We start from the raw sequence: 22,194 nt of genomic DNA, 5'->3' as shown, positions 1-22,194 counted from the left end.
GTCGGACGGGGCGGCGGCCGGGCCGGGCGCGGTGTCTTCGGGGGTGGTGTCGGGGGCGTGCGCGGGCACGGAACTGCCTCCAGCGGGTGGGGTGCGGAACAGAAACCCACCGGTTTCCGTGCGGTGGGCGGCTCTCCCCGGTACGGCGTCGGGAGGCGGCAAGAGCGGCGATTGTAGTCAGGGGGGCGGAGCGGCGCGAACGGATTTACCGGGACCCGGGTCCGGGGCGGCCGGTACCCCCGTACGGGTGTCATACCGGAGGGTGTCAGACCTTCGGCAGAGCCCTAGGGGAAACGATGGGACGTGAGGAGGAGCCGGGGGCCCGCGAGGTTGGCTCTCCAGACCGATGTGCGCGGCGGGCGGACCACGGACCATGGATCCATGAGCACCGCAACCCTCACGACTCCGGTCCAGGGCGGCCGCCCTCGCGGCGCCACCGCCACCGCCGCCACCGCATCCGCTTCCGCCTCCGACCGACCGCGCCACCTTGTCGGCGGGGTCCTGCGCGCCGTGAAGGTCTTCGCGGCCGCCGCCGTCAGCGTCGCCGTCCTCGGCGAGTACTCCGCCGACGCGGGCGTCATACGCCGCTGACCGGCCGCCTGGCCGCCGGGCCGGCCGGACGCCGCGACGCCCGGACTTCCCGACGGCCGGGGACGTGGGCCCGTCGAGCGGGGAGCCCGTTGCGTGTCCTGATTCCGGCGGGGTCCGCACCTTGATCCACTAAGGTCACGCGCGTGACCCGCAGCCCCGCTCCCGAACGCCCTCCGCCACCCCTCGCCGGCCTGCTGGTCACAGGGGCGCTGCTCGCCCTCGGCGTCCTGTGCGTGGCGCTGCGGGTGCCGGCCGCCGACGCCGTCCTCGACGGCTTCTGCGCCGCCGACTGGCATCCGCCCGCCGGATATCCCCCGTTCGCCGCGATCCTGTTCACGCCCGCCGCCTGGCTGCCGGCCGGTGTGCTCAAGGCCGTCCTCGTCCTCGGCAGCGGCGGCCTGCTCGCCCTGCTGGTCCTGCTCTCCTGCCGCCTCGCGGGGGTACGGGCCCGGCCGGGCCCCGTCCTGGCCGCCACCATCGCCGGGCTGTGGCTGGAGCCGCTGTTCCAGAGCCCGCTGCCCGGCCAGATCGACCTGGCCCTGGCCTGCCTGGCCCTGTGGGACCTCGGCCGGCCTCGCGCCGCCCTCGGCAAGGGCTTCGCGCTGGGCACCGCCGCCGGGATCACCCTCACCCCGGCGGTGTTCGTCCCGTACCTGCTGGTCACCGGCCGGGTCCGGGCCGGCCTGACCGCCCTGGCCGGCTTCACCGGCACCGCCCTGCTCGGCGCGCTGGTGCTGCCCGAAGCCTCCGCCGCCTTCTGGGCCGACCCGCCGCCGGCGGCCGGCGGGGTCCCGCTGCTGCACTGGCAGCACCTGTGGGTGTGGGCCGTCCCGCCGCTCACCGCCCTCACGGCGAGGTCGGCGGCCGCCCTCCGGCGCCACCGCCACCGCCGTCACCGCGACGCGACGGCGACCACGGCGGCGGCCCGGCTCCCCGCACCCGGGGGCGCCCCCGGGGTCGCGCCGACGGCCGCCCCCGAGAGCGCTGCCGAGGTCGCCGCCGAGGACGCGCCGACGGCCGCCTCCGAAAGCGCGGCCGAGACCGTCCCCGCGGTCACCCCCGGGGCGGGCGGGTCCGTCGGCCGCCGGGCGGGTCAGTCGCCGGCCAGCAGTTCGTCGGCGTCCATGATCCGGTAGGCGTAGCCCTGCTCCGCCAGGAAGCGCTGGCGGTGGGCGGCGAAGTCCTGGTCGATCGTGTCGCGCGCCACGACCGAGTAGAACCGCGCCTCGTGCCCGTCCGCCTTCGGCCGCAGCACCCGGCCCAGCCGCTGCGCCTCCTCCTGCCGGGATCCGAAGGTGCCCGACACCTGGATGGCGACGGTGGCCTCGGGCAGGTCGATGGAGAAGTTCGCCACCTTCGACACCACCAGCACGCTGATCTCGCCCTCGCGGAAGGCGTCGAAGAGCTTCTCGCGCTGCGCGTTGGAGGTCTCGCCCTTGATGACGGGCGCGTCCAGGTGCTCGCCCAGCTCGTCCAACTGGTCGATGTACTGACCGATGACCAGCGTCTGCTCGCCCTGGTGCTTGCGCACCAGCGCCTCGGTGACCTTCCGCTTCGTCGCGGTCGTCGCGCAGAACCGGTACTTCTCCTCGGTCTCGGCGGTTGCGTACGCCAGCCGCTCCGACTCGGTGAGGTTGACCCGTACCTCGACGCAGTCGGCGGGCGCGATATAGCCCTGCGCCTCGATCTCCTTCCACGGGGCGTCGAACCGCTTCGGCCCGATCAGGGAGAACACGTCCGACTCACGCCCGTCCTCGCGTACCAGCGTCGCCGTCAGCCCGAGGCGGCGGCGGGCCTGGAGGTCGGCGGTGAACTTGAACACGGGCGCCGGCAGCAGGTGCACCTCGTCGTAGAGGATCAGCCCCCAGTCCCGGGAGTCGAACAGCTCCAGGTGCGGGTAGACGCCCTTCCGCTTGGTGGTGAGGACCTGGTAGGTGGCGATCGTGACGGGCCGGATCTCCTTGCGCGTCCCCGAGTACTCGCCGATCTCCTCCTCCGTCAGCGAGGTCCGCTTCACCAGCTCGTGCTTCCACTGCCGCGCCGAGACCGTGTTCGTCACCAGGATCAGCGTGGTCGCCTTGGCCTTGGCCATCGCCCCGGCCCCGACCAGCGTCTTCCCGGCCCCGCAGGGCAGTACGACCACGCCCGACCCGCCGTGCCAGAACCCCTCGACGGCCTGCGCCTGGTACGGCCGCAGCGCCCAGCCGTTCTCCTCCAGCTCGATCGCGTGCGCCTCGCCGTCCACGTACCCGGCGAGGTCCTCGGCGGGCCACCCCAGCTTGAGCAGCGTCTGCTTGATCTGCCCGCGCTCCGACGGGTGCACCGCGACCGTGTCGGCGTCGATCCGCGCCCCGACCAGCGGGGTGATCCGCTTCGACCGCAGGATCTCCTCCAGCACGGGCCGGTCCGTGCTGGTCAGCACCAGCCCGTGCACGGGGTGCTTGGACAGGGTCAGCCGCCCGTAGCGGGCCATCGTCTCCGCCACGTCGACGAGCAGCGCGTGCGGGACGGGATAGCGGGAGAACTCCACGAGCGCGTCGACGACCTGCTCGGCGTCGTGCCCGGCGGCCCGGGCGTTCCACAGCCCCAGCGGGGTGATCCGGTAGGTGTGGATGTGCTCCGGTGCCCGCTCCAGCTCGGCGAAGGGTGCGATGGCCCGGCGCGCGGCGCCGGCGAGCTCGTGGTCGACCTCCAGGAGGAGGGTTTTGTCGCTCTGGACGATGAGAGGCCCGTTCACGCCTGTCCCTTTCCGGCGGGGTGACGGCCGCCCGGGCGCGGGCGGCCAAACCTCCAGTCTGCCGTATCCCGCCGGGGCGGTGGGGGTCCGCGCGGCCGTTCCCGGGGGGGACGGCCGCGCTACGCGCCGAGGTGGGGCAGCGGGCCCGAGGGGTAGGGCGGCTCCACCGGGAGCAGGGCGCGGGCCGCGTCGGTGTCGCCGGTGCGGAGCAGGCCGTGGATCTCGCGGGCCAGCGGGGTGACGTCGCGGATGGAGACCGTCCACTCGTCGGCGTAGGCGCGTGACGCCGGGCCCGACAGGCCCAGTTGCAGGGACCGGTGGGGCAGCGGGTTCAGGTGCGGGTCGCGCTCGGGGTCCCACTGGACGCGCACCGGCGAGCGCGACAGCGTCCGCTTCCAGTCCGCGCGGTCGGCGTGCACACCCGGGGCGTAGTGGGACAGGCAGGCCCGCGCCAGCGCCCCGTCGAAGCCCTCGCGGCTGATCTCGACGGCCAGCACGGTCTCCTGTCCGGCCTTGGTGGCCCAGCCGCAGCGGTACATCATCCACAGGAACGACGGCTTGATCCAGGTCATCCGCTCCCGGTTCCAGGCGGGCGGGAAGCGGCCGTCGCGGGCCGCCGGCAGGCCGAGGGCGGGGGAGTACGCCTGGTACACCGTCACGGTGCCGGCGGTGTGGGCGGCGCGGATCTGGCGGGTGGGGACGGGCGGCGCGGCGGTTTCCTGCATGGGGTCAGGGTGCGGTGGGCGTACCGTCTCCCGCCAGCGGTTTTACACCTGGTCCTCCGCCAGTTCCGCCACCCCGGTGATCCGGTGCAGGGGGTAGGTGCGGACCTCGTCGGCCGTGTGGTCGTAGCCGGTGACGAAGCCGCCCTCCACCCGGACCGGGGCGATGACCCGCTGGCTCGCCGCCCCCTCGGCGTTGACGTACCCGATCCACACCGCCGACCCCGTCAGCGCCGCCGCCTGCACCGTCGCCAGGGTCTCGGCGGGGCTGGTGCGCGGCAGCTCCCCCGGCGCGGGCACGGGCGCGGCCGGTGTCCCGGCCGGCTCCTTGCGGACCGCCGTCGCCGCCATGTCGCCGGCGCGGATGGCCCGTACCGCCGCGCCCAGCAGCGTCGCGTCCGGTACCGGCGGTCCCTCCGGCACCGGGACCGGCGCCGTGCGCTCCGGGGTGCGGTACGCGGAGGCCCGCGCCACCAGTACGTCACCCGTACGGGATTCCGCCGCCGGGGCGTAGCCCATCGCGCGCAGCCCGTCGAGGAGGGCGCCCGGCTCGGCCTGCGCCGCCAGCACGGTCGGCGCGATGCGGCGCAGCCCCAGGGCCGCCGAGCGCTTGTCGGCCAGGATCTCGCCCAGCATGGCGTCGTCGTCGCAGCGCACGTACGAGGAGGCCGCCCCGACGCGCAGGTGGCCGTGGCGCCGGGCCACGTCGTCGATCAGGTAGGCCAGCGGCTGCGGTACCGGCGTGCGGCTGTGCTCGGCGAGGAAGGCGTGCAGGTCGGAGGCGGTCTGCCCGGAGTCCAGGGCCCGGCGTACGGAGCCCGGGGTGAACCGGTACACCGTCGCCCCGCCCTTGGACTCCACGTCCGCCAGCACCGCCAGCACATCGCCCAGCGGCCGGCGCAGCGGCCCGGGCGCCACCGCCGTCAGGTCGGCCTGGAGCAGGACGTGGTCCACCGGCTCCGGCAGCAGCGGCGCCAGCAGCGGCTGCGGGTCGCGGCCCTCCAGCAGGGCGCGGCCGAAGACGCTGAGCGCGCCCCGGCCGGTGACGCCGAGGACCTCCGCGTCGTGCAGGGTCCACCGCGCGAGGCGGGCGCGCAGGCCGCTCGTACCGCGCTCGGGGCGTTCCCAGGCGAGCCGCTCCAGCACGGCGTCCGGGTCGGGGGAGCCGCCCTCGGGCAGGGTGGCGAGGAGTTCCAGGACCCGGCGGCGCACCTCGGGTGCGGGTGAGCGGTCGAGGTCGGGGCCGAGCGCCGCCAGGGTGCGGCCCTTGGCCTCCTGTTCGCCGACCAGCCCGGGGGTGCGGGTGGCGGCCAGCCAGGCGGAGGCCAGCACCGGCCAGCGTCCGGCGGGCGGCAGTTCCGCCCAGTCGTCGAAGGCCGGGGTGGGCGCGTAGCGTTCGTCGGTCTCGCCGTCGCTGGCCAGCAGCCCGGCGGCGTAGGCGAGTTCGATCCAGAACGCGGCCGCCTGCTCGGTGGTGTCCAGGGCGGACGCCGTCCGCTTGAGGTCGCGTACGGAGAGCCCGCCCGCCCGCAGCACCAGCGGTCCGGTGTGCTCCCAGGACTTCACCAGTTCCTCGACCGTGCCCAGCGCGGCCAGGGCCTGCCCGGCGGCGTTGGCGTCCACAAGCTGTGGACGGTGCTCGCGCTGCGCGCCGACCGGCGGCGCGACCGGCGCGGTCCGCCGGTGCGCGAGCCCGCCGCGCAGGTGCAGGGCCACCTCGCGGGGCAGGACGACCGTCCGGGCCGTCGCGGGCAGCAGCAGCCCCCGGTCGCGCAGCCAGCGCACCGGCGGCGTCGGGTTCGGGGTCACCTCCCCGTAGGGCGGCCCCCACACGAGCCGTCCGAGCACCTGGTGCGCCTCCGCCGGGGCCTCGTCCAGCAGCGCCGACATCCGCTCGGGGTCGGTGAACAGGCCGGTCAGGGCGGCCACCGCCGAGACGGGGTCATGGGTGGCGGGCAGCCCGGCGGCGGCGACGATCTCCTGGATCCGGGTCGGCGACATCCCCGCCGTGGCCTCGGCGACGGTCGGCCCGAGCCCGGTCGGCGAGGGCCGCTGAGGGGAGGGGGCGAGGAGTTCCCGGGCGGTGCGGACCAGGCGCAGCCGGTCGTCGTCCCCCCACACCAGGGCCTGGTCGCGCAGGGTTCCCAGGGCCCGGGGGAGGGCGTCGCGGGCCGCCCGGGCGGTGCTGTCCTCCGCGTCCTCGGTGCGGGCGCCGGTGCCGGTGAGCAGGGTCTCCAGCACCGGGTACGGGCAGGGGTCGGGGGCCACCGCGAGGGCTTCGGCCGTCTGGAGCGCGAACCGGTCGAGGCGGTCCAGGGCGCGCACCACCGAGGCCCGGGTGCCGGCGCGGGTGGCCAGCTGCGTGACGTCGCCGGGCACCGGGTTCAGCAGGTCGGGGCGGGCGTGCAGCAGCGCGGCGAGCGCGGCGTCGTCACGGGTGCGGAGCGCCTCGGCGAGGGAGCGAGGGGGGTTCGCGCCTTCTCGCGCGCTTCGCTGCGTACTTGCCGTGGCGCTTCCCTGCGGACTTCCCTCGGGCACGGTGTCGCCTCCTGGTCACGTCGGCCGGTCGTCGGCCGGTCCCCATCCGGGCAACGGTATCCGCTGCGCCGAGGGCCGCTCCACGCCCGCACGCGCTACCTTCGGGGGCGTGGGGATCGAGAGCGACCATCTGGTCTACGCGTATCTGAGCCGTGTCGGGGACCTGGCGCAGCAGCGGCAGCTGCCGTCGGGGGAGCGGATGCGTCTGGTGGCGGGGCTGCGCGACGAGATCGACCGCCGGCGCGCCCGCTTCGAGCCGGAGACGCCGGAGGCGGTACGGGCCGTGCTGGACCGGCTCGGCACGCCGGAGGAGGTGCTGGACGCGGTGGGCCGCACGGCGGGGCCGGAGGCCGCCGCGGCCCCCGGTCCGGCGCCCGTCTCCGTGCCGGAGCAGCGCGGCAGCCGGCGCTGGCGGGCGGGCTCGCGGCCCGATCCGGCTCCGCCGCCGCAGCCGCAGAACGTGCCGCCGCACCTGGCCGGGCTGGACGAGCTCGGCCCGTCCTCCTCGGACCACGGCGAGCCCGACTGGTGGCGGATGCCGGCCGCCGGGCGCGGGCCGCAGGTGGAGGGGTTCGCGGGCGGTATCGAGATCCCGGAGCTGTTCGGCCCGCCCGACGAGGAGGAGGAACCCCCGGCCGCCGCACCGCCCCCGGCTCCCCCGGGCGGCCTGCTGCGCCACCTCAGGCAGCGGCGGAAGCGGCGCAAGGAGGAGGCGGCGGCAGGCGACCCCGCGCAGGGGCAGCCCGTGCGCGCGGCACGGCCCCGCCCGCACGGGCTGCTCGTCCTGGCGGCGCTCCTGCTCGCCGCGGGGGCGCTGACGGGGTACTGGCCGCTGCTGGGGGCGGGCGCCCTGGCGGCGTACGTGTCCCGGGCGCTGGGGCCGAGGGAGCGCAAGTGGGTGGTGCTCGGGGTGCCCGCCGCGGTGTTCACGGCGGCGGTGCTGTGGCTGTGGGGCCGCAGCACGGGCCGCTGGGGCGAGCCCCTGCCGGCCGAGCAGGTGGGGCCGGCCTTCCAGTCGATGTGGCCCGCGCTGGCCCGTACGGCGGGCGGGGTGCTGGCGGTGTGTCTGGCGTGGCGCAGCCGGCGGCCGTAGAAACCCGGGGGCTCGTGTAGGTCCGGGCAAAAGGCATACGGGTAGCGCAAAATGGGGCAACAGCTGACATCTCGCCAAATACCGTTATCCGATAAGCCAACCTCCGCTTAGCTTCCCGCAGTCCGCTGGAGTCTCGGCACAATGGCGCTATGACCTCCCACATCGCTCCTCAGCTCACCGTCGGCTTCGACCTCGACATGACGCTCATCGACTCCCGCCCCGGCATCAAGGCGGCGTGGCAGGCGGTCTCCGCCAAGACCGGGGCGTTCATCGACGCCGACCTGGCGATCACGCGCCTCGGCCCGCCGCTGGAGCAGGAACTCGCCCACTGGTTCCCCGAGGAGGAGATCCCCGCGATGCGGGACCTCTACCGCGAGCTGTACCCCGCCCACGCCATCGAGCGGACGCCGGCGATGGCCGGTGCCCGTGAGGCGGTCAAGGCGGTCCAGGCGCTCGGCGGCCGGGCCATCGTGGTCACGGCGAAGAACGAGCCCAACGCCCGCCAGCACCTCGACCACCTCGGGATAGAGGCCGACGCCGTCATCGGCTGGCTCTGGGCCGAGGGCAAGGCGGAGGCGCTGCGCGAGTACGGCGCGCAGGTGTACGTCGGCGACCACGTCGGCGATGTGCGCGGCGCCCGGAAGGCGGGCGCCCTGTCCGTGGCGGTGGCCACCGGCCCGTGCGCGGCGCCCGAACTGCGCGAGGCCGGCGCGGACGTGGTGCTGGACGACCTCACGGCGCTGCCGCAGTGGCTCGCGGAGTTCGTCCGCACCCTCGGCGCGGCCTGAGCCCCGCCGGGGTCTTCGGCGTCAGGCGGCCGGGGCCTGGGCCTGGTGGGCCTGGGCCTGGGAAGCCCGGGCCGCCCGGCGCTGGGCCGCCGCCGAGCGGACCACGCCCGCCGCCGAGATCGCGAAGCCGACGCCCATGAGCATGCACACCGCCCACGCGTAGGACGGGAACGGGTCGGTGCCCAGGAACAGCGGGGCCATCGTCACGAGCGTCGCCACGGCGCCGACGATGAACACGATGCCGCCGGCCTTGACCAGCCCGTCGCCGGGCCGTGCGTCGTCGGGGTGAGGAGTAACAGTCACCCCACCAGGGTAGTTCCCTGGCCGAAGCGGCCGAGCGGGAAGGACCGGGGAACGTCTTGCCACCCGTATCAGGACCATTAGCCTGGAGGAGGCGGGTCGCTGGACCCGCTGTACTGCTATCCGGAGCCGTTCACCTCGGCAAACCGGACCCGACGAGCACAAGGACAGAGGACGGACGTGCCTACCGGCAAGGTCAAGTGGTTCAACAGCGAGAAGGGCTTCGGCTTTCTCTCCCGTGACGACGGCGGAGACGTCTTCGTGCACTCGTCGGTGCTCCCCGATGGGGTCGACGCCCTCAAGCCCGGGCAGCGCGTCGAGTTCGGCGTTGTCGCGGGACAGCGCGGTGACCAGGCACTTTCGGTGGTCGTCCTGGAGCCGACGCCCTCGGTGGCGGCCGCACAGCGGCGCAAGCCCGATGAGCTCGCCTCGATCGTGCAGGACCTGACGACCCTGCTGGAGAACATCACCCCGATGCTGGAGCGCGGCCGCTACCCCGACCGGGCGCACGGCGCGAAGATCGCCGGCCTGCTGCGCGCGGTGGCCGACCAGCTCGACGTCTGACCGTTCGCTCTCGCGTACACCGGTGCCCCGTCGCCCTTCCGGGCGGCGGGGCACCGGTGCGTGCGGCCAGGCGTCGGCCACGCCTTACGGGAAGCTCAGCGCGTCCGGGCCGATGGCCGGAACCAGCCCTTCGGCCGCCGCCCGGGTCAGCAGCCCGCGCACGGCCGCGTAGCCGGCTTCGCCCAGGTCGGCGGTGAACTCGTTGACGTACAGCCCGATGTGCTGGTCCGCCACCTTCGGGTCCAGCTCCTGCGCGTGCGCCCGTACGTAGGGCCGGGACGCCTCGGGGTCCTCCCAGGCCATCCGCACCGACGTACGCGCCGCCTGCGCCAGCGCCCGCAGCGTCTGCGCGCCCAGCGAGCGCTTGGCGATGATCGCGCCGAGCGGGATGGGCAGGCCGGTGGTGGACTCCCAGTGCTCGCCCATGTCGGCCAGACAGTGCAGCCCGTACTCCTGATAGGTGAACCGGGCCTCGTGGATGACCAGCCCCGCGTCCACCCGGCCGTCCCGCACCGCCGGCATGATCTCGTGGAACGGCAGGACGACGACCTCACCGACCCCCGAGGGCAGCACGTCCGCCGCCCACAGCCGGAACAGCAGGTAGGCCGTGGAGCGCTCGCTCGGCACCGCGACCGTCTTCCCGGCCAGGTCCAGGCCCGGCTCCCGGGTCAGCACCAGCGGGCCGCAGCCGCGCCCCAGCGCGCCGCCGCAGGGCAGCAGCGCGTACTCCTCCAGCACCCACGGCAGCACGGCGTAGGAGACCTTCAGCACGTCCAGTTCGCCCCGCTCGGCCATGCCGTTGGTGACGTCGATGTCGGCGAAGGTCACCCGGAGGGCGGGCGCGTCCGGGACGCGGCCGTGCGCCCACGCGTCGAAGACGAAGGTGTCGTTCGGGCAGGGCGAGTAGGCGATGTCCAGGGTGCGCAGGGGGGTGGGCGTCCGGTCAGCGGTCGCGGTCATGGCGTTCTCCCCAGGTGACGAGTACGGGTCCCAGCGCGCGGAACCCTTCGGTGAGGGCGGCCAGCGCCTCCCCGATCCTCCAGGCGGCCCGGTCGCGCGGCCCGACGGCGTTGGACACGGCGCGGATCTCCAGCACCGGCAGCCCGTGCGCGGCGGCCGCCTCCGCCACCCCGAAGCCCTCCATCGCCTCGGCCCCGGCGAGCGGGTGGCGGGCGGTGAGCTCGGCGGCGCGGGCGGCGCTGCCGGTGACGGTGGAGACGGTGAGGACGGGCGCCAGCAGCGCCCCGGTGGCCTCCGCGGCCAGCGCGGCCAGGTCGGCGGGCGGCAGGTGCACGCTGCGGCCGAAGCCGAGCTCCTGCACGGGCAGGAAGCCCTCGGGGGTCTCGGCCCCCAGGTCGGCGGCGACGAGGGCGTCGGCGACCACGAGCGAGCCGGGCGGGGCGGCGGGGGCGAACCCGCCGCCGATGCCGGCGGAGACGACGAGCGCGTAGTCGGCCAGTGCGAGCGCGGTGGCCGTGGCGGCCGCGGCGGACGCCGGGCCGACACCGCCGACGAGCACGTCGGCGGCGAGACCGGGCAGGTCCCGGCGGGTGATGAGGTACCCCCCGGGCAGGGTGCGCGGCTCAGGCGTGACCGGGTCCGGATGAGGGGTGAGCCCGGCGGCCGCGGAGTCGGCCTCCGCGGCCACCGCGGTCACGATCAGCGCGCGCACGCTGCGCCGCCGCCGCTTACTTCTTGAGCTTGAGCTTGAACGACCAGACGGCGAGGGGCTTGCCGTCCTCACCGACCTGGACGAAGCTCAGCATCTTCGACTGGGGCGCCTCGCCCTGGCCGCCGGTCGCGAAGACGTCGGCGCCCGCGAAGCTGCGGTAGGTGTTCGCGGAGGGCTCGGTGATCGGCTGCCCGTCGAGGACCGCCTGCCACTTCTTGCCGTCCTCGACGACCTTCGGCTCGACACCGAGGCGCAGCGTGTCACCACGGCCGTACTCGATGGTCTTGGCGTCCTTGCGGCCGGTGAGGCACTCCTGGACCTTGTCCATGGAGAGCTCCTTGCCGTTGTCGCCGTTGTCGGCGCGGCACTCGGACTCGGCGGACACCGACGAGCTGCCGACGGTCACGGTCGCGAGCGGCGTCGGCTTGTCGCAGGCGGACAGGAGGAGGAGGCCGGCGGACACGGCTCCGAGGGCCGCGACGCTGCGGCGGGCCCTACCCGGGAAAAGCGGTGCGGTCATGAGCCGAAGGCTATCGGGCCGCCGGGCCGCGCCGCCGCACGGGGGTGCCACGGCGGCGCGCCCCCGCGTCCGGCGGGTGCGCGGGACGTGCGGGAAGGGGACGGGAAAGGGGCGGAGGAGGGGCGGAGAAGGGACTGAGGAGGGGCCCGTCACGCCACCCGGGGGCGGGCGGAGCCGCGGTGGTGGCGGGTGGTGAGCAGGCCCCGCACGGCGGCGGCCGTGCCCAGGGCGACGACGGCGGAGGCCACCGCCATGCCGAGCGCGCCGTTCAGCGGAAGGGCGATGCCGATGCCGCCGCCCACGACCCACGCCATCTGGAGGAGGGTCTCCGAACGGGCGAAGGCCGAGGTGCGGACGGCCTCCGGGACGTCGCGCTGGATCATCGCGTCCAGGGACAGCTTCGCCAGCGCCTGGCAGAAACCGGCCGTGCCGGCCAGGACGGCCGTGAACGGGCCGCTGAACAGCAGCGCCGACAGGATCGTCACCCCCAGGGTGACGGACAGCACCGAGGCCACGATGGCCTCCGGGGCGCGGTCGCGCAGCCACGCCCCCACCGCCGTCCCGCACGCGTTGCCCACGCCCGCCGAAGCGCCCACGATGCCCAGGGACACCGCCGCGCTCTGGCCGCCCAGCGGGTGCTCGCGCAGCAGGAACGCCAGGAAGAAGATCAGGAACCCGGACAGCACCCGCATCGCCGCGTTCGCCAGCAGCCCGCACAGCACCGGACGGCTCACCGTCCGCAGCCCGGGCCTTTTCGAGTGCGCCTCGTGGGTGGACAGGCGTGCCCGGCGCTCGCCCTTGGCCTCGTCCACCTTGTGCGGGAGCTGGAACGCCGCGAACGTTCCCCACACGAAGATCGCGCAGGCCCCGTACAGCGGCCAGGGCGGCCCCAGCAGGTGCAGTGCGGCCCCCACCGGCGCCGCCGCCCCCGTCGCGAGCAGGCCCGCCAGCGTGACCCGGGAGTTCGCCTTGACGAGGGAGAAGCCCGGCGGCAGGAGGCGCGGGACCACCGCGCTGCGGACGACTCCGTACGCCTTGGAGGCGACCAGGACGCCCAGGGCCGCCGGGTACAGCTCCAGTCCACCCGTCGCCACCGCGCCCGACATCAGCACCGCGAGCAGCGCCCGCGTCAGCATGGCGCCCGCCATCGCCGCCCGCCGCCCGTGCGGCAGCCGGTCCAGCAGGGGGCCGATCACGGGGGCCAGCAGGGTGAAGGGGGCCATGGTGATGGCCAGGTACAGGGCCACCCGTCCGCGTGCCTCGTCCGTGGGAACGGAGAAGAAGACGGTGGAGGCCAGCGCGACCGTGATCATGACATCGCCCGCGCCGTTGATCGCGTGCAGTTCGATCAGCCGGCCCAGCCCCGATTCGCCGGCCCCGTGGGCGTGCGTGACGCGCCGGATGCCGCGCGCCGTACCGGTGAACGGGAGGTGCAGGGCACGCCCGACAGCCCGGCCGGCCCGCCTGGCCGGTCCCGAGCCGTCTGCGGACGACCGTGCGGGAGCCACCCGGCCATAGTGCCCCAGACCGTCCGCCGGGACCGCCCCCGGCGCGGCACGGGGCCGTCCGGGAGCCGTCCGGGTGTGCGCCCGGGGGTCGCCGATGTCCGCGAATCGGACCTCGCATGTGGGACGGAGCGCTCGGAGGAGGTAGCGTGCGTAGCGCGCCACCGGCGGTTGCTCTTGGCCGCGCGCCTCTTCGCGATCCCGCAGAATGGATCTCATGGGGTGCGCCCGAGGCCGATCGGGCGCGGACGTCGACGCGGCCCACTGGTCCGCTCCGCCCGCGCTACGTACGGACGAGACCGACGGGTCGTTGTGGACGACAGGACGGACGGCGCACTCGTGAGACGGCGTAGGAGAGAACGAGACCTGTGAGTGCTGCGACGACGCGAAGCCGTACCCCGCGTACACCCGCCCCCGACCGCCTGTGCGCCGAGGCCGTGGAGCTCGCCCGCGCGGCGGCCGAGGAGGCCGCCTACCCCGGCATGGTGGGCGAGCACGTCTCCGTCGTAGCGGAGGGCGACCGGGTTGTCACGCATCTCTTCGAGTGCAAGGAAGCGGGCTACCGGGGCTGGCGCTGGGCCGTCACCGTCACCCGCGCCGCCCGCGCCAAGAACGTCACCCTCGACGAAACGGTGCTGCTGCCGGGCGACGACGCGCTGCTCGCGCCGGAGTGGGTGCCGTGGAGCGAGCGGCTGCGTCCGGGGGACATGGGTCCGGGCGACCTGCTCCCCACGGACGCGGAGGACCTGCGGCTGGAGCCCGGGTACACCGGCGAGGACGCGCCGCCGCCGAACTCGCTGGTGTCGGCGGAGATGGCCGAGCTGGTGGAGGCCGAGGACGCCGACGTCACCGACCGGGTGGTCGTCCCCGAGCGCGGGTCGATCACCTCCGTGGCGGAAGAGCTCGGGATGCGCCGGGCCCGGGTGCTGTCCCGGTACGGGCTGCACACGGCCGCCGACCGCTGGGACGAGGCGTTCGGGGCGAAGACCCCGATGGCGCAGGCGGCGCCGGCCTCCTGCGTGTCCTGCGGCTTCCTGGTGGCGATCGGCGGCTCGCTGGGGCAGGCGTTCGGTGTGTGCGCGAACGAGTTCGGGCCGGCCGACGGGCACCTGGTGTCGCTGTCGTACGGCTGCGGCGGGCACTCCGAGGCGGCGGTGATGCCGAAGCCGCCGAGGCCGGCGGAGCCGGTGCTGGACTCCATGGCCATCGACGAGTTCCCCCTGCGGCCCGCCGCCGGCGCCGCCGGCCCGGTCCCGTCGCGGGACCTGCCGCCGGAGGACCTCGGCCACTCCTGACGGCCGCCCGCCCCGGGCGGCCACGCCGCCGTACGCTCGGGGCATGGACATGGTGGGGATGACCGGGCGCGTGACGGGGACCGTGGGGCCGGGGCTCGTCGGGGAGGTCATCGTGCGCATCCGCGGCGGCGCGGAGCACTTCCTCGCCCACCCCGCGCCCGGTGAGAGCGCCCGGATCGGCGTCGGGGCGGTGGTCACCGTCGTGGAGTACCAGCCGCCGCGGACCGTCTACGTGATGGCCGTCTACGAGGGCTGAGGGCCGCCCGCGTATCAAGATGGCGACAAGAACGTTCCGGCCACTTCTCCACCGGCCCCGCGCAGGCGCACACTCACCCCCGTCGGTGCCGAACGGCACCGCGCTAAGGGGGCGTTGTAAATGGCTGTCGGCGTCGTGGCGGGAGTCGTTCTCGCCGCCATCGCGGCCTTGATCGGCCTGTTCAAGCTCATGTGGCGGGTGGCCGAACCGAACGAGGCGCTCGTCATCTCCGGCTCCACGCACAAGACCGAGGGCATCGGCGAGGGCATGGGCTTCCGGATCGTCACCGGCCGCGGCACGCTCGTCGTGCCCGGTGTGCAGGCGGTGCGCAAGCTGTCGCTGGACCTCAACGAGACGCAGCTGAACGTGGACTGCGTGACCCACCAGGGCATTCCGCTCCGGGTCAAGGGCGTGGTCATCTTCAAGATCGGCGACGACTACGTGTCCATCGCCAATGCCGCGCGCCGCTTCCTCGACCAGCAGAAGATGATGCCCGAACGCGTGCACATCGTCTTCGCCGGCCATCTGCGGTCCATCGTCGGCGGGCTGACGGTCGAGGACATGATCCGCGACCGGGAGAAGCTGACGGGCCAGACCCGGGCGGCCTGCGGAACCGAGATGGAGAAGCTCGGGCTGATCGTGGACTCCCTGCAGATCCACGAGATCGAGGACCCGACCGGGTACATCAAGAACCTCGCCATGCCGCACGCGGCCGCCGTCCAGCGCGACGCCCGTATCGCGCAGGCGGAGGCCAACCGGCTGGCGACCGAGGCGGAGCAGACGGCCCTCGCCCGGATGGCCGAGGCCACCCGCGACAGCGAGATCCTCCAGGCCGGCTACCAGGCCGAACGGGACAAGGCCGCGGCCACCGCCCGGCAGGCCGGCCCGCTCTCGGAGGCGGCCGCCCGCCAGGAGGTCGTCGTCCAGGAGACCCGGGTCGCGGAACTGGAGGCGCACCGCCGCGAGCAGCAGCTGCAGGCGGACGTGCGCAAGCCCGCGGACGCGGCGGCGTACCAGACGAGGACCCTCGCCGAGGCGGAGCGCGACGCCCGTATCTCGGCAGCCCAGGCCAAGGCGCGGGAGACCGAGCTGGCGGCGGCCGCCGAGGCGACCCGGGTCAAGGCGGCCGCGGCCGCCGAGGCCCAGGCCACCGAGGCGCGCGGGCACGCGGCGGCCACCGCCACCCGGGTCAGCGGCGAGGCGGAGGCGGCGGCCACCCAGGCCAAGGGCCTCGCGGCGGCCGAGTCGGCGCGGGCGAACGGCCTCGCGCAGGCGGAGGCGGCCAAGGCGAAGGGGCTGGCCGAGGCCGAGGCGATCAAGGCGCGGGCCGCGGCGCTCGCCGAGAACCAGGAGGCGGTCGTCGCCCAGCAGCTCGCCGAGAACTGGCCGGCGATCGTCCAGGCGGGCGCGGGGGCCTTCGGCAACGTGGAGCACATGGTTCTGCTCAACGGGGCCGAGGGGATGTCGGAGATGTTCGCCAAGGCCCTGACGATGGGCGGTACGGGGCTGGGCGTGGCCCGGCAGCTGCTCGCGTCGATGGGCGCCCAGCCGAAGGGTGCGGGGCAGGACCCGGCCCCGGCCGGCCCCCCGCTGAACGGCCGGGACCCCGCCCCGAAGCGGATCCCGGTCGACGCGGACGGATCCTGACCGACGCCGGCAGCGGTGGGCGCGGGGGCCCTCACCCCCGCGCGCACCGCGCGGCTTCGCAGGTGCGGCGCCGCTCCGCCTGGGCGGCGGGGCTTCGCGTGTGCCGGGTGGTTTCACGTGCGGGGTGCCGCTTCGCGTGTGCCGAGCGGCTTCGGCGGGTGGGGCGCGGCGTCGCGCGTGCGGCGCCGCTTCGCCTGGGCGGCGGGGGTCAGTTCTTGGGGCGGCGGCGGAAGAGGCGTTTTGCCGCGAAGGCCAGCGCCGTGGCGCCCGCGAGGACCAGGGCGCCCTTGGTGAAACTGCCGCCCCCCGCCCCCGCCGGGTCGCCCTCCGCCCCGGCCGCCGGGGGCCGCTGCGCACCGGCCGTGCCGGAGGGGGCCGGGGTGGTGGCCGGGGCCACCGGGACGGCCACCACGCGGCTGGCCGCGCCCTCCGCGCCGAACAGCAGCGTCCGCCCGTCCGGGGAGTACGTCACCGACTCCGCCTGCCCCTGCCAGGGCGCGTCCACCCGCTCGCCCTCCCCCTGCGGCCGCCCGTCCTTCCACGGGTACGTCCGCGCCGTGAAGTAGCCGCGCAGCGTCAGCCGGGTGCCGTCGGGGGAGAACGCCCCGTCCGTCACCCACGGCACCTCCGCGACCCGCCGGAAGACGTTGCGGCCGTCCGCCGACAGCTTCTCCGGGCCCTCGTACAGGCCGCCGCCCTTCTCGTTCTTGCTCGCGATGTACACCCGGCCGGTCACCGGATGCACCATCAGCGACTCCGCGTTGCGCGGCCCGTCCTCGTAGACCACCGTGAACTGCTCGGCCGTGACGGTGGCGTCGCGCAGCTCCTTCGGTTCGGGGAAGCGGTAGATCCACACGTGGTCCCAGGTGCCGTCCCGGTTGTCGCCGATGTCCCCGACGTAGAGGTTCCCGTCCGGGCCCAGCGAGATCGCCTCCGCGTCGCGCGGGGTGCCGACGCCCGCCAGGGTGATCCGGGCGACCGTCTTCCCCGTCGCCGAGTCCACCGCGTAGACGTACGGGCCGTCGTCGCTGTCGTTGTGCGTCCAGTACACGCCCGGGTGGATCCGGCTCGCGGCCAGCCCGCTGGACTCCGTGATCCGCGGGTCGCTGATCGTGAACCCGGGCGCGGTCGCGGCCGGACCGCTGGGGGCCGGGGCGGCGCCGTTGGCCGCGGCGGCGCCCGGCAGCAGCAGACCCAGGGCGAGAGCGGCGGGAACGGCGGTCATCGGCACGGTCGGCAGGCGCATCCCCCCAGCCTGCCAGGACCGGGCCGGTCAGGCGCCGCGCCCCGTCCGGGCCACGGCGTGTCCGGCATCACAGGGGCTCGCGCCGCATGATCCGCGATGATGACCGGATGCGTTTCATGTTCGTCGGCGACTCCATGACCATCGGACGCGCCGGCGACTTCACCTGGCGCTACCGGATGTGGCAGCACCTCGCCGCCACCCTGGGCGAGGGCTCCTTCGAGATCACCGGCCCGCGCACCGCGCTCTACGACAGTGCCGCCGACGCCCCCGTCAGCCACGCCTACGCCGACCCCCGCTTCCCGGAGCCCGCCCGCCGCCACCTGGCCGGCTGGGGCGAGGGCTGGCAGCACATGGCCCCGCTCATCGGGCCCGCCGTCCGCGAGGCCCGGGCCGACGTGCTGCTCGTCTCCCTCGGCCTGATCGACCTCGGCTTCTACACCGACGCCGGGCAGACCGCCGCCAACGCCCGCGCCTTCGTCGCGGCCGCCCGCGCGGCCCGCCCCGGGATCCGGATGGTGCTGCTGCCCGTCATACCCAACGTCCGGGCCGAGGGGGACGCCCCGTTCGCGGCGGAGGTCGTCCGCTTCAACGAGCTGCTCGCGAAGGCCGTCGCCGACCTCGCCGACGCCGCCTCGCCGATCCTGCTGGCCGCGCGCCCGGAGGCGTACGACATCCACCGCGACACCTACGACGGCACCCACCCCAACGCCTCCGGCGAACACCGCCTGGCCGGCGAGTTCGCGGCCGTCCTCCACCAGGCGTGGGGCATCGGCGGCCCCTACCGTCCGGCGGCGGCCCGGCTTCTCGACGCGTAACGCCACACGCGCGCGGGGGACTTGCTTCGAGCGCACTCCAGGCAGTTGGCTTGGGCCCCATGAAGTACACGCAGCTCGGACGCACCGGACTCAAGGTCAGCCGACTCGTACTCGGCACGATGAACTTCGGTCCGCAGACCGACGAACCCACCAGTCACGCCATCATGGACGCCGCGCTCGACGCCGGCATCAACTTCTTCGACACCGCCAACGTCTACGGCTGGGGCGAGAACAAGGGCCGCACCGAGGAGATCATCGGCACCTGGTTCGCCCAGGGCGGCGGCCGCCGCGACAAGACCGTCCTCGCCACCAAGCTCTACGCCTCCATGGCCCCCGAGGGCGAGCCCTGGCCCAACTACGACCGCCTCTCCGCCCTCAACATCCGCCGCGCCGTCGACGCCAGCCTCAAGCGGCTCCAGACCGACCACATCGACGTCTACCAGTTCCACCACGTCGACCGGCAGACCCCCTTCGAGGAGATCTGGCAGGCCATCGAGGTCCTCGTCCAGCAGGGCAAGATCCTCTACGCCGGCTCCTCCAACTTCCCCGGCTGGAAGATCGCCCAGGCAAACGAGACCGCCGCGCGCACCGGCCGGCTCGGGCTGGTCAGCGAGCAGTGCCTCTACAACCTGGCCGAACGGCGCGCCGAGATGGAGGTCATCCCGGCCGCCCAGGAGTACGGGCTCGGCGTCATCCCCTGGTCCCCGCTGCACGGGGGCCTGCTCGGCGGGGCCCTGCGCAAGCAGGCCGCCGGCGGGGGCACGGGCCGCAGCTCCTCCGGCCGCACCGCCGACGCGCTGGCCAACAGCACGGTACGGGCGCAGGTGCAGGCGTACGAGGACCTGCTGGACAAGCACGGCCTGGAACCCGGTGAGACGGCCCTGGCCTGGCTGTTGACCCGCCCCGGGGTCACCGGCCCGATCGTCGGCCCCCGCACCCGCGAGCAGCTGGACTCCGCGCTGCGGGCGGTGGAGCTGGAGCTGTCGGACGAGGTGCTGGCCGGCCTGGACGAGGTCTTCCCCGGCCCGGGCCCGTCGCCGGAGGCTTTCGCCTGGTAGAGGCGGGGCGGATGCGGCGCCGGTGGGCGGCCGCGGTGGGGCTACTGGCCGACCGCGGCCGCCACGGCGACGACGACGAACATCAGCACGAGCACACCGGCCATGACACGGTTTCTGGTCTTCGGATCCACCCGTCGAGACTAACGCGACGGCCACCGGCCCCCGTGCCAGGGGCTGCGAGACTTCCGTCATGGTCACAGTCGACGACGTACGGCGCCTCGCGCTCGCGCTGCCGCGCACCGAGGAACACCTCATCCGCGACCGGGTGAAATTCCGGATAGGCCGGATCGTCTACCTCGCCCTCTCCCGGGACGAGACCGAGCTCGGCTTCGCCTTCCCCAAGGAGGAGCGGGCCGCGCTCGTCGCCGCCGCGCCGGAGAAGTTCTTCCTGCCGGGCGCCGGCGACATGCGCTACCACTGGGCGGAGGCGCGGATGGCCGCCCTCGGCCCGGCGGAGCTGGAGGAACTGGTCACCGACGCCTGGCGGATGTGCGTCCCGGCGAAGGTGGCCCGCGCGCACCTGGAGGGCGGTGTGCCGCCCGCGCCCGGGCTGGCCCGGCTGCGGGCCGCCGCCGAGGTGTTCGGGGCCTTCCCCGGCGTGGACCGCAGCTGGCTCGCGCTGCGCGCGGACACCGCGCCGGGGCTGGACCTGTCGGGTGCGGCGCACCGGGCCGCCCTGCACCGCTGGCTCAACGCCTGGGGCTGCCGCATCCGCTACCCGCGGGAGGGGGAGCCCGACCTTTTCGGGGAGGGGCTGGCCCGCTGGTGGTCCCGGCACGGGGACCTGCCGGCGGCGCGGCTGGCGGCCCTGGGCGACCGGGAGATCGCCCGGCTGGCCGCCGCGTACGGGGAGCTGGCCGCGCTGCCCGTCGGCCGCCGGAGCCTCGGCCCGACGGCCGCCGCCAAGGCGCTGTTCGCCCTGCGTCCGGAGACGGTGATGCCCTGGGACGCGGCCATCGCCCAGCACCTGTGGGGCGCCCGGGACGAGGCGGCCTTCGCCCGGCACCTGACCACCGGCCGCTCATGGGCGCGGGCCGCGCTCGCGGAGAGCGGCGGCCTGGACGAGGCCGAGCTCGCCGCCGAGCTGGGCCGGCCGGGGCTGCCGCTGGCCAAGCTGCTGGACGAGTACCTCTACGTGACGATCACCCATCAGGGGTCCTGAGGGCGGCCGGCGGCCGGTGTGGTCAGGAGGACTTGCCCTTCAGGTTGCCCACCAGCTGGGTCGTCAGCCTGGTGGCGCCCGCCGCGCCCTTGTCGGTGCTGCTGCTGACCAGCACGGTCACCACCGCGCTGCCCACGCGGGCGGCCACCAGGGTGGTGCCGCCCTGCCAGGCGGGGCTGGTCTCGGTGATGGCCCAGGCGCCGTCGCCGACACCGGGCAGGGGCTTCTCGGTGACGGTCACCTTGCCGTGGGTCTGGTCGTCGGTGAAGGCCGGGCAGACCTTGGAGAGCATGCCGAGCGCGCCGAGCACGGTGGTGGAGGTGGCGCCCTGGTAGACGTCGATCTCCTGGGCGTACTCCTCGGAGGTGTTCTTGTTGACGTAGTCGTCCTGCGCGAACGAGACGCCGGTGATGCCGGTGATGTTCGTCCAGGACGTGCCGCCGAGCAGGGTGCAGTCGGGGGTGGGCGTCTCGACGACCTCCTGCTTGCGGTAGCCGGGGCCGGAGGTGCGCTCGCCCTCGACCTCGACGGCGTAGCCGGCCGGGAAGAAGGAGGCGGGCGCGAGGGCCGGCCCCAGGCCCGTACCGGTCAGGAGGCCCTTGTTGGGGCCGTCGGTGGCGGGCGCCCCGGCGGCGGCACTGGTGAGCGCCCCGGGGGTGGCGGCCGTCGCGGCGGTCGGGGCGGACTTCGGGGCGGCCTTGGGGGCGGCCTCCGGGGTGGCGGAGCAGGTGGTCAGCGCCAGCGGGAGGACCGCGACGGCGAGGAGGGCTGCGGCGGGGGATATCTGACGCACGGTGTGGTTCGACCTCGGTGTGGGAGGGGAGCTGATCCCGGCTCAGCGGCAGCCCCCGGCCGTCCACCGGCCCGCGCGGGGGAGCGCGGTGGTCCGGTTCAGCGACAGGACTCGCGCATCACACCGGTCCGCCGCCGGTCCGGCAAGGGTTCGGCGGATTCTTTGCGTCCGGTTGTGAATTATTTTCCCTCATGGCCGGTCAGGGGCCATTCCCCGACGACCTCGTAGCGCGGCTGCTCCCCGGGCACACCCGAGACGGGCAGGGTGCTGCGGACGAGGCTGAGCGTGCCGGCCTCCCAGGGCGTGCCCTCGAAGCCGGAGAGGGCGTCGAGCCAGGGCCGCAGGTCCACGCCCTCACCGCGGGCGCGGGCCACGGTGAGGTGCGGGGTGTAGCGGCGGTGCTGCTCCATGGGCACCCCGGCCCGGCGGGCGGCGGCGTCGGCCCGCTCGGCGAGCAGCCGCAGCGCGTCGATCCCGCCGGCGGCCCCGATCCACAGGGCGCGGCGGCCGAAGTGGCCGCAGCCGTGCAGGCGGAGGGAGAACGGGGCCGTGTGCGCGGCCGCGCGAGCGAGGCGGGCCCGCACCTCGGGGACGCGGTCGTCCTCGACCTCGCCCATGAAGGCGAGCGTGAAGTGCCACCCGGCTTCGCCGGTCCAGCGCAGCCCCTGGCCGGGGGGCGCCCCCTCGAGGGCCTCCCGCAACTCGCCGACGGCATCGGCCCCGGGCAGCACGGCGGCGAACAACCTCATCCCCCGAGGCTATCCACTGCGCGCCTCCCTGCACGGCGCTACCGCGCCCGCGCCTCAATCGCCGGCGGGGCTGCTCGTCATCCTCGGCCTCATCGCCGGCTCCTACGCCGCCCTGATGGCCCGCTACCGGAAGGCCGGGCTGT

The 22,194-nt window shown here is 75.0% G+C and carries 22 protein-coding genes; 11 read left to right on the top strand and 11 right to left on the bottom strand.

Annotation, left to right across the window (positions count from 1 at the left end; genetic code table 11):
- Nucleotides 1-381: 381 nt before the first annotated feature.
- Entirely contained in the window at nucleotides 382-591 is a 210-nt protein-coding gene (locus tag ABZ716_RS18515) for a hypothetical protein (protein ID WP_358960086.1), read from the top strand.
- 143 nt (nucleotides 592-734) lie between these two features.
- Nucleotides 735-1,727, top strand: a complete 993-nt coding sequence (locus ABZ716_RS18510; RefSeq protein ID WP_358960083.1) for a glycosyltransferase 87 family protein — start codon at nucleotides 735-737, stop codon at nucleotides 1,725-1,727.
- Here the strand turns inward: ABZ716_RS18510 and ABZ716_RS18505 are convergent.
- The 3 genes from ABZ716_RS18505 to ABZ716_RS18495 form a co-directional block, all read right to left on the bottom strand.
- On the bottom strand, nucleotides 1,685-3,328 hold the full coding sequence (locus tag ABZ716_RS18505; RefSeq protein ID WP_351891080.1) for a DNA repair helicase XPB: 1,644 nt from the start codon (nucleotides 3,326-3,328) through the stop codon (nucleotides 1,685-1,687). The genes ABZ716_RS18510 and ABZ716_RS18505 overlap by 43 nt on opposite strands.
- A 119-nt stretch (nucleotides 3,329-3,447) precedes the next feature.
- Nucleotides 3,448-4,053: a DUF4291 domain-containing protein gene (locus ABZ716_RS18500; protein WP_358813133.1), complete on the bottom strand. Its 606-nt coding sequence runs from the start codon at nucleotides 4,051-4,053 to the stop codon at nucleotides 3,448-3,450.
- Nucleotides 4,054-4,095: 42 nt separating this feature from the next.
- Nucleotides 4,096-6,588 carry a helicase C-terminal domain-containing protein gene (locus ABZ716_RS18495; protein ID WP_358960081.1) on the bottom strand — a complete coding sequence of 831 codons (2,493 nt, stop codon included), beginning with the start codon at nucleotides 6,586-6,588 and terminating at the stop codon, nucleotides 4,096-4,098.
- A 109-nt stretch (nucleotides 6,589-6,697) separates the two neighbouring features.
- On the opposite strand from ABZ716_RS18495, the gene ABZ716_RS18490 reads away from it, so the two are divergent.
- Complete coding sequence (locus ABZ716_RS18490; RefSeq protein WP_358960078.1) at nucleotides 6,698-7,681, top strand: hypothetical protein; 984 nt, start codon at nucleotides 6,698-6,700, stop codon at nucleotides 7,679-7,681.
- A gap of 149 nt (nucleotides 7,682-7,830) precedes the next feature.
- Entirely contained in the window at nucleotides 7,831-8,469 is a 639-nt protein-coding gene (locus ABZ716_RS18485) for an HAD family hydrolase (RefSeq protein ID WP_358813136.1), read from the top strand.
- Nucleotides 8,470-8,490: 21 nt separating this feature from the next.
- Here the strand turns inward: ABZ716_RS18485 and ABZ716_RS18480 are convergent, their stop codons facing one another.
- Nucleotides 8,491-8,772 carry a hypothetical protein gene (locus ABZ716_RS18480; protein WP_358960076.1) on the bottom strand — a complete coding sequence of 94 codons (282 nt, stop codon included), beginning with the start codon at nucleotides 8,770-8,772 and terminating at the stop codon, nucleotides 8,491-8,493.
- Nucleotides 8,773-8,949: 177 nt separating this feature from the next.
- Between ABZ716_RS18480 and ABZ716_RS18475 the strand changes: the two genes are divergently transcribed.
- Nucleotides 8,950-9,333: a cold-shock protein gene (locus ABZ716_RS18475; protein ID WP_351891093.1), complete on the top strand. Its 384-nt coding sequence runs from the start codon at nucleotides 8,950-8,952 to the stop codon at nucleotides 9,331-9,333.
- Nucleotides 9,334-9,417: 84 nt separating this feature from the next.
- Here ABZ716_RS18475 and ABZ716_RS18470 read toward each other — a convergent pair whose 3' ends face one another.
- The 4 genes from ABZ716_RS18470 to ABZ716_RS18455 all read right to left on the bottom strand — a co-directional run bounded on the left by ABZ716_RS18470 (nucleotide 9,418) and on the right by ABZ716_RS18455 (nucleotide 13,033).
- Nucleotides 9,418-10,293: a 1,4-dihydroxy-6-naphthoate synthase gene (locus ABZ716_RS18470; protein ID WP_358813138.1), complete on the bottom strand. Its 876-nt coding sequence runs from the start codon at nucleotides 10,291-10,293 to the stop codon at nucleotides 9,418-9,420.
- Nucleotides 10,277-11,005 carry a futalosine hydrolase gene (locus ABZ716_RS18465; RefSeq protein ID WP_358813139.1) on the bottom strand — a complete coding sequence of 243 codons (729 nt, stop codon included), beginning with the start codon at nucleotides 11,003-11,005 and terminating at the stop codon, nucleotides 10,277-10,279. Before ABZ716_RS18465 ends, ABZ716_RS18470 begins: the two co-directional genes overlap by 17 nt.
- Before the next feature lie 16 nt (nucleotides 11,006-11,021).
- Nucleotides 11,022-11,525, bottom strand: coding sequence for a DUF2771 domain-containing protein (locus ABZ716_RS18460; protein WP_351891099.1), 504 nt, complete (start codon nucleotides 11,523-11,525; stop codon nucleotides 11,022-11,024).
- A 149-nt stretch (nucleotides 11,526-11,674) separates the two neighbouring features.
- Complete coding sequence (locus ABZ716_RS18455; protein ID WP_358960073.1) at nucleotides 11,675-13,033, bottom strand: MFS transporter; 1,359 nt, start codon at nucleotides 13,031-13,033, stop codon at nucleotides 11,675-11,677.
- Nucleotides 13,034-13,398: 365 nt separating this feature from the next.
- On the opposite strand from ABZ716_RS18455, the gene ABZ716_RS18450 reads away from it, so the two are divergent.
- From ABZ716_RS18450 to ABZ716_RS18440, 3 genes are all read left to right on the top strand, one after another.
- A complete protein-coding gene (locus ABZ716_RS18450) occupies nucleotides 13,399-14,325 on the top strand; it encodes a DUF3027 domain-containing protein (protein WP_358813141.1) in 927 nt (308 codons plus the stop codon).
- 43 nt (nucleotides 14,326-14,368) lie between these two features.
- Nucleotides 14,369-14,581 carry a hypothetical protein gene (locus tag ABZ716_RS18445; RefSeq protein ID WP_351891106.1) on the top strand — a complete coding sequence of 71 codons (213 nt, stop codon included), beginning with the start codon at nucleotides 14,369-14,371 and terminating at the stop codon, nucleotides 14,579-14,581.
- A 120-nt stretch (nucleotides 14,582-14,701) separates the two neighbouring features.
- Nucleotides 14,702-16,228: an SPFH domain-containing protein gene (locus ABZ716_RS18440; RefSeq protein ID WP_358960070.1), complete on the top strand. Its 1,527-nt coding sequence runs from the start codon at nucleotides 14,702-14,704 to the stop codon at nucleotides 16,226-16,228.
- A gap of 208 nt (nucleotides 16,229-16,436) precedes the next feature.
- On the opposite strand, the gene ABZ716_RS18435 is transcribed toward ABZ716_RS18440, so the two are convergent.
- Complete coding sequence (locus ABZ716_RS18435) at nucleotides 16,437-17,474, bottom strand: WD40 repeat domain-containing protein (RefSeq protein WP_358814796.1); 1,038 nt, start codon at nucleotides 17,472-17,474, stop codon at nucleotides 16,437-16,439.
- A gap of 107 nt (nucleotides 17,475-17,581) precedes the next feature.
- Between ABZ716_RS18435 and ABZ716_RS18430 the strand changes: the two genes are divergently transcribed.
- From ABZ716_RS18430 to ABZ716_RS18420, 3 genes are all read left to right on the top strand, one after another.
- Entirely contained in the window at nucleotides 17,582-18,289 is a 708-nt protein-coding gene (locus ABZ716_RS18430) for a GDSL-type esterase/lipase family protein (protein ID WP_351892517.1), read from the top strand.
- A 59-nt stretch (nucleotides 18,290-18,348) separates the two neighbouring features.
- Nucleotides 18,349-19,347 (top strand): aldo/keto reductase, encoded by a 999-nt coding sequence (locus tag ABZ716_RS18425; RefSeq protein WP_358814798.1) that lies wholly within the window; start codon nucleotides 18,349-18,351, stop codon nucleotides 19,345-19,347.
- Between the two features lie 190 nt (nucleotides 19,348-19,537).
- Nucleotides 19,538-20,509: an MmcQ/YjbR family DNA-binding protein gene (locus tag ABZ716_RS18420; RefSeq protein WP_358960067.1), complete on the top strand. Its 972-nt coding sequence runs from the start codon at nucleotides 19,538-19,540 to the stop codon at nucleotides 20,507-20,509.
- 22 nt (nucleotides 20,510-20,531) lie between these two features.
- On the opposite strand, the gene ABZ716_RS18415 is transcribed toward ABZ716_RS18420, so the two are convergent.
- Nucleotides 20,532-21,302 (bottom strand): hypothetical protein, encoded by a 771-nt coding sequence (locus tag ABZ716_RS18415; RefSeq protein ID WP_358960065.1) that lies wholly within the window; start codon nucleotides 21,300-21,302, stop codon nucleotides 20,532-20,534.
- A gap of 179 nt (nucleotides 21,303-21,481) precedes the next feature.
- Nucleotides 21,482-22,051 (bottom strand): RNA 2',3'-cyclic phosphodiesterase, encoded by a 570-nt coding sequence (gene thpR / locus ABZ716_RS18410; RefSeq protein ID WP_358960063.1) that lies wholly within the window; start codon nucleotides 22,049-22,051, stop codon nucleotides 21,482-21,484.
- Between the last annotated feature and the right edge of the window lie 143 nt (nucleotides 22,052-22,194).

The sequence above is a fragment of the Streptomyces sp. NPDC006687 genome (genome assembly GCF_040636215.1).
GTDB lineage: Bacteria > Actinomycetota > Actinomycetes > Streptomycetales > Streptomycetaceae > Streptomyces.
This window is presented reverse-complemented; position numbering and strand designations above follow the sequence as displayed.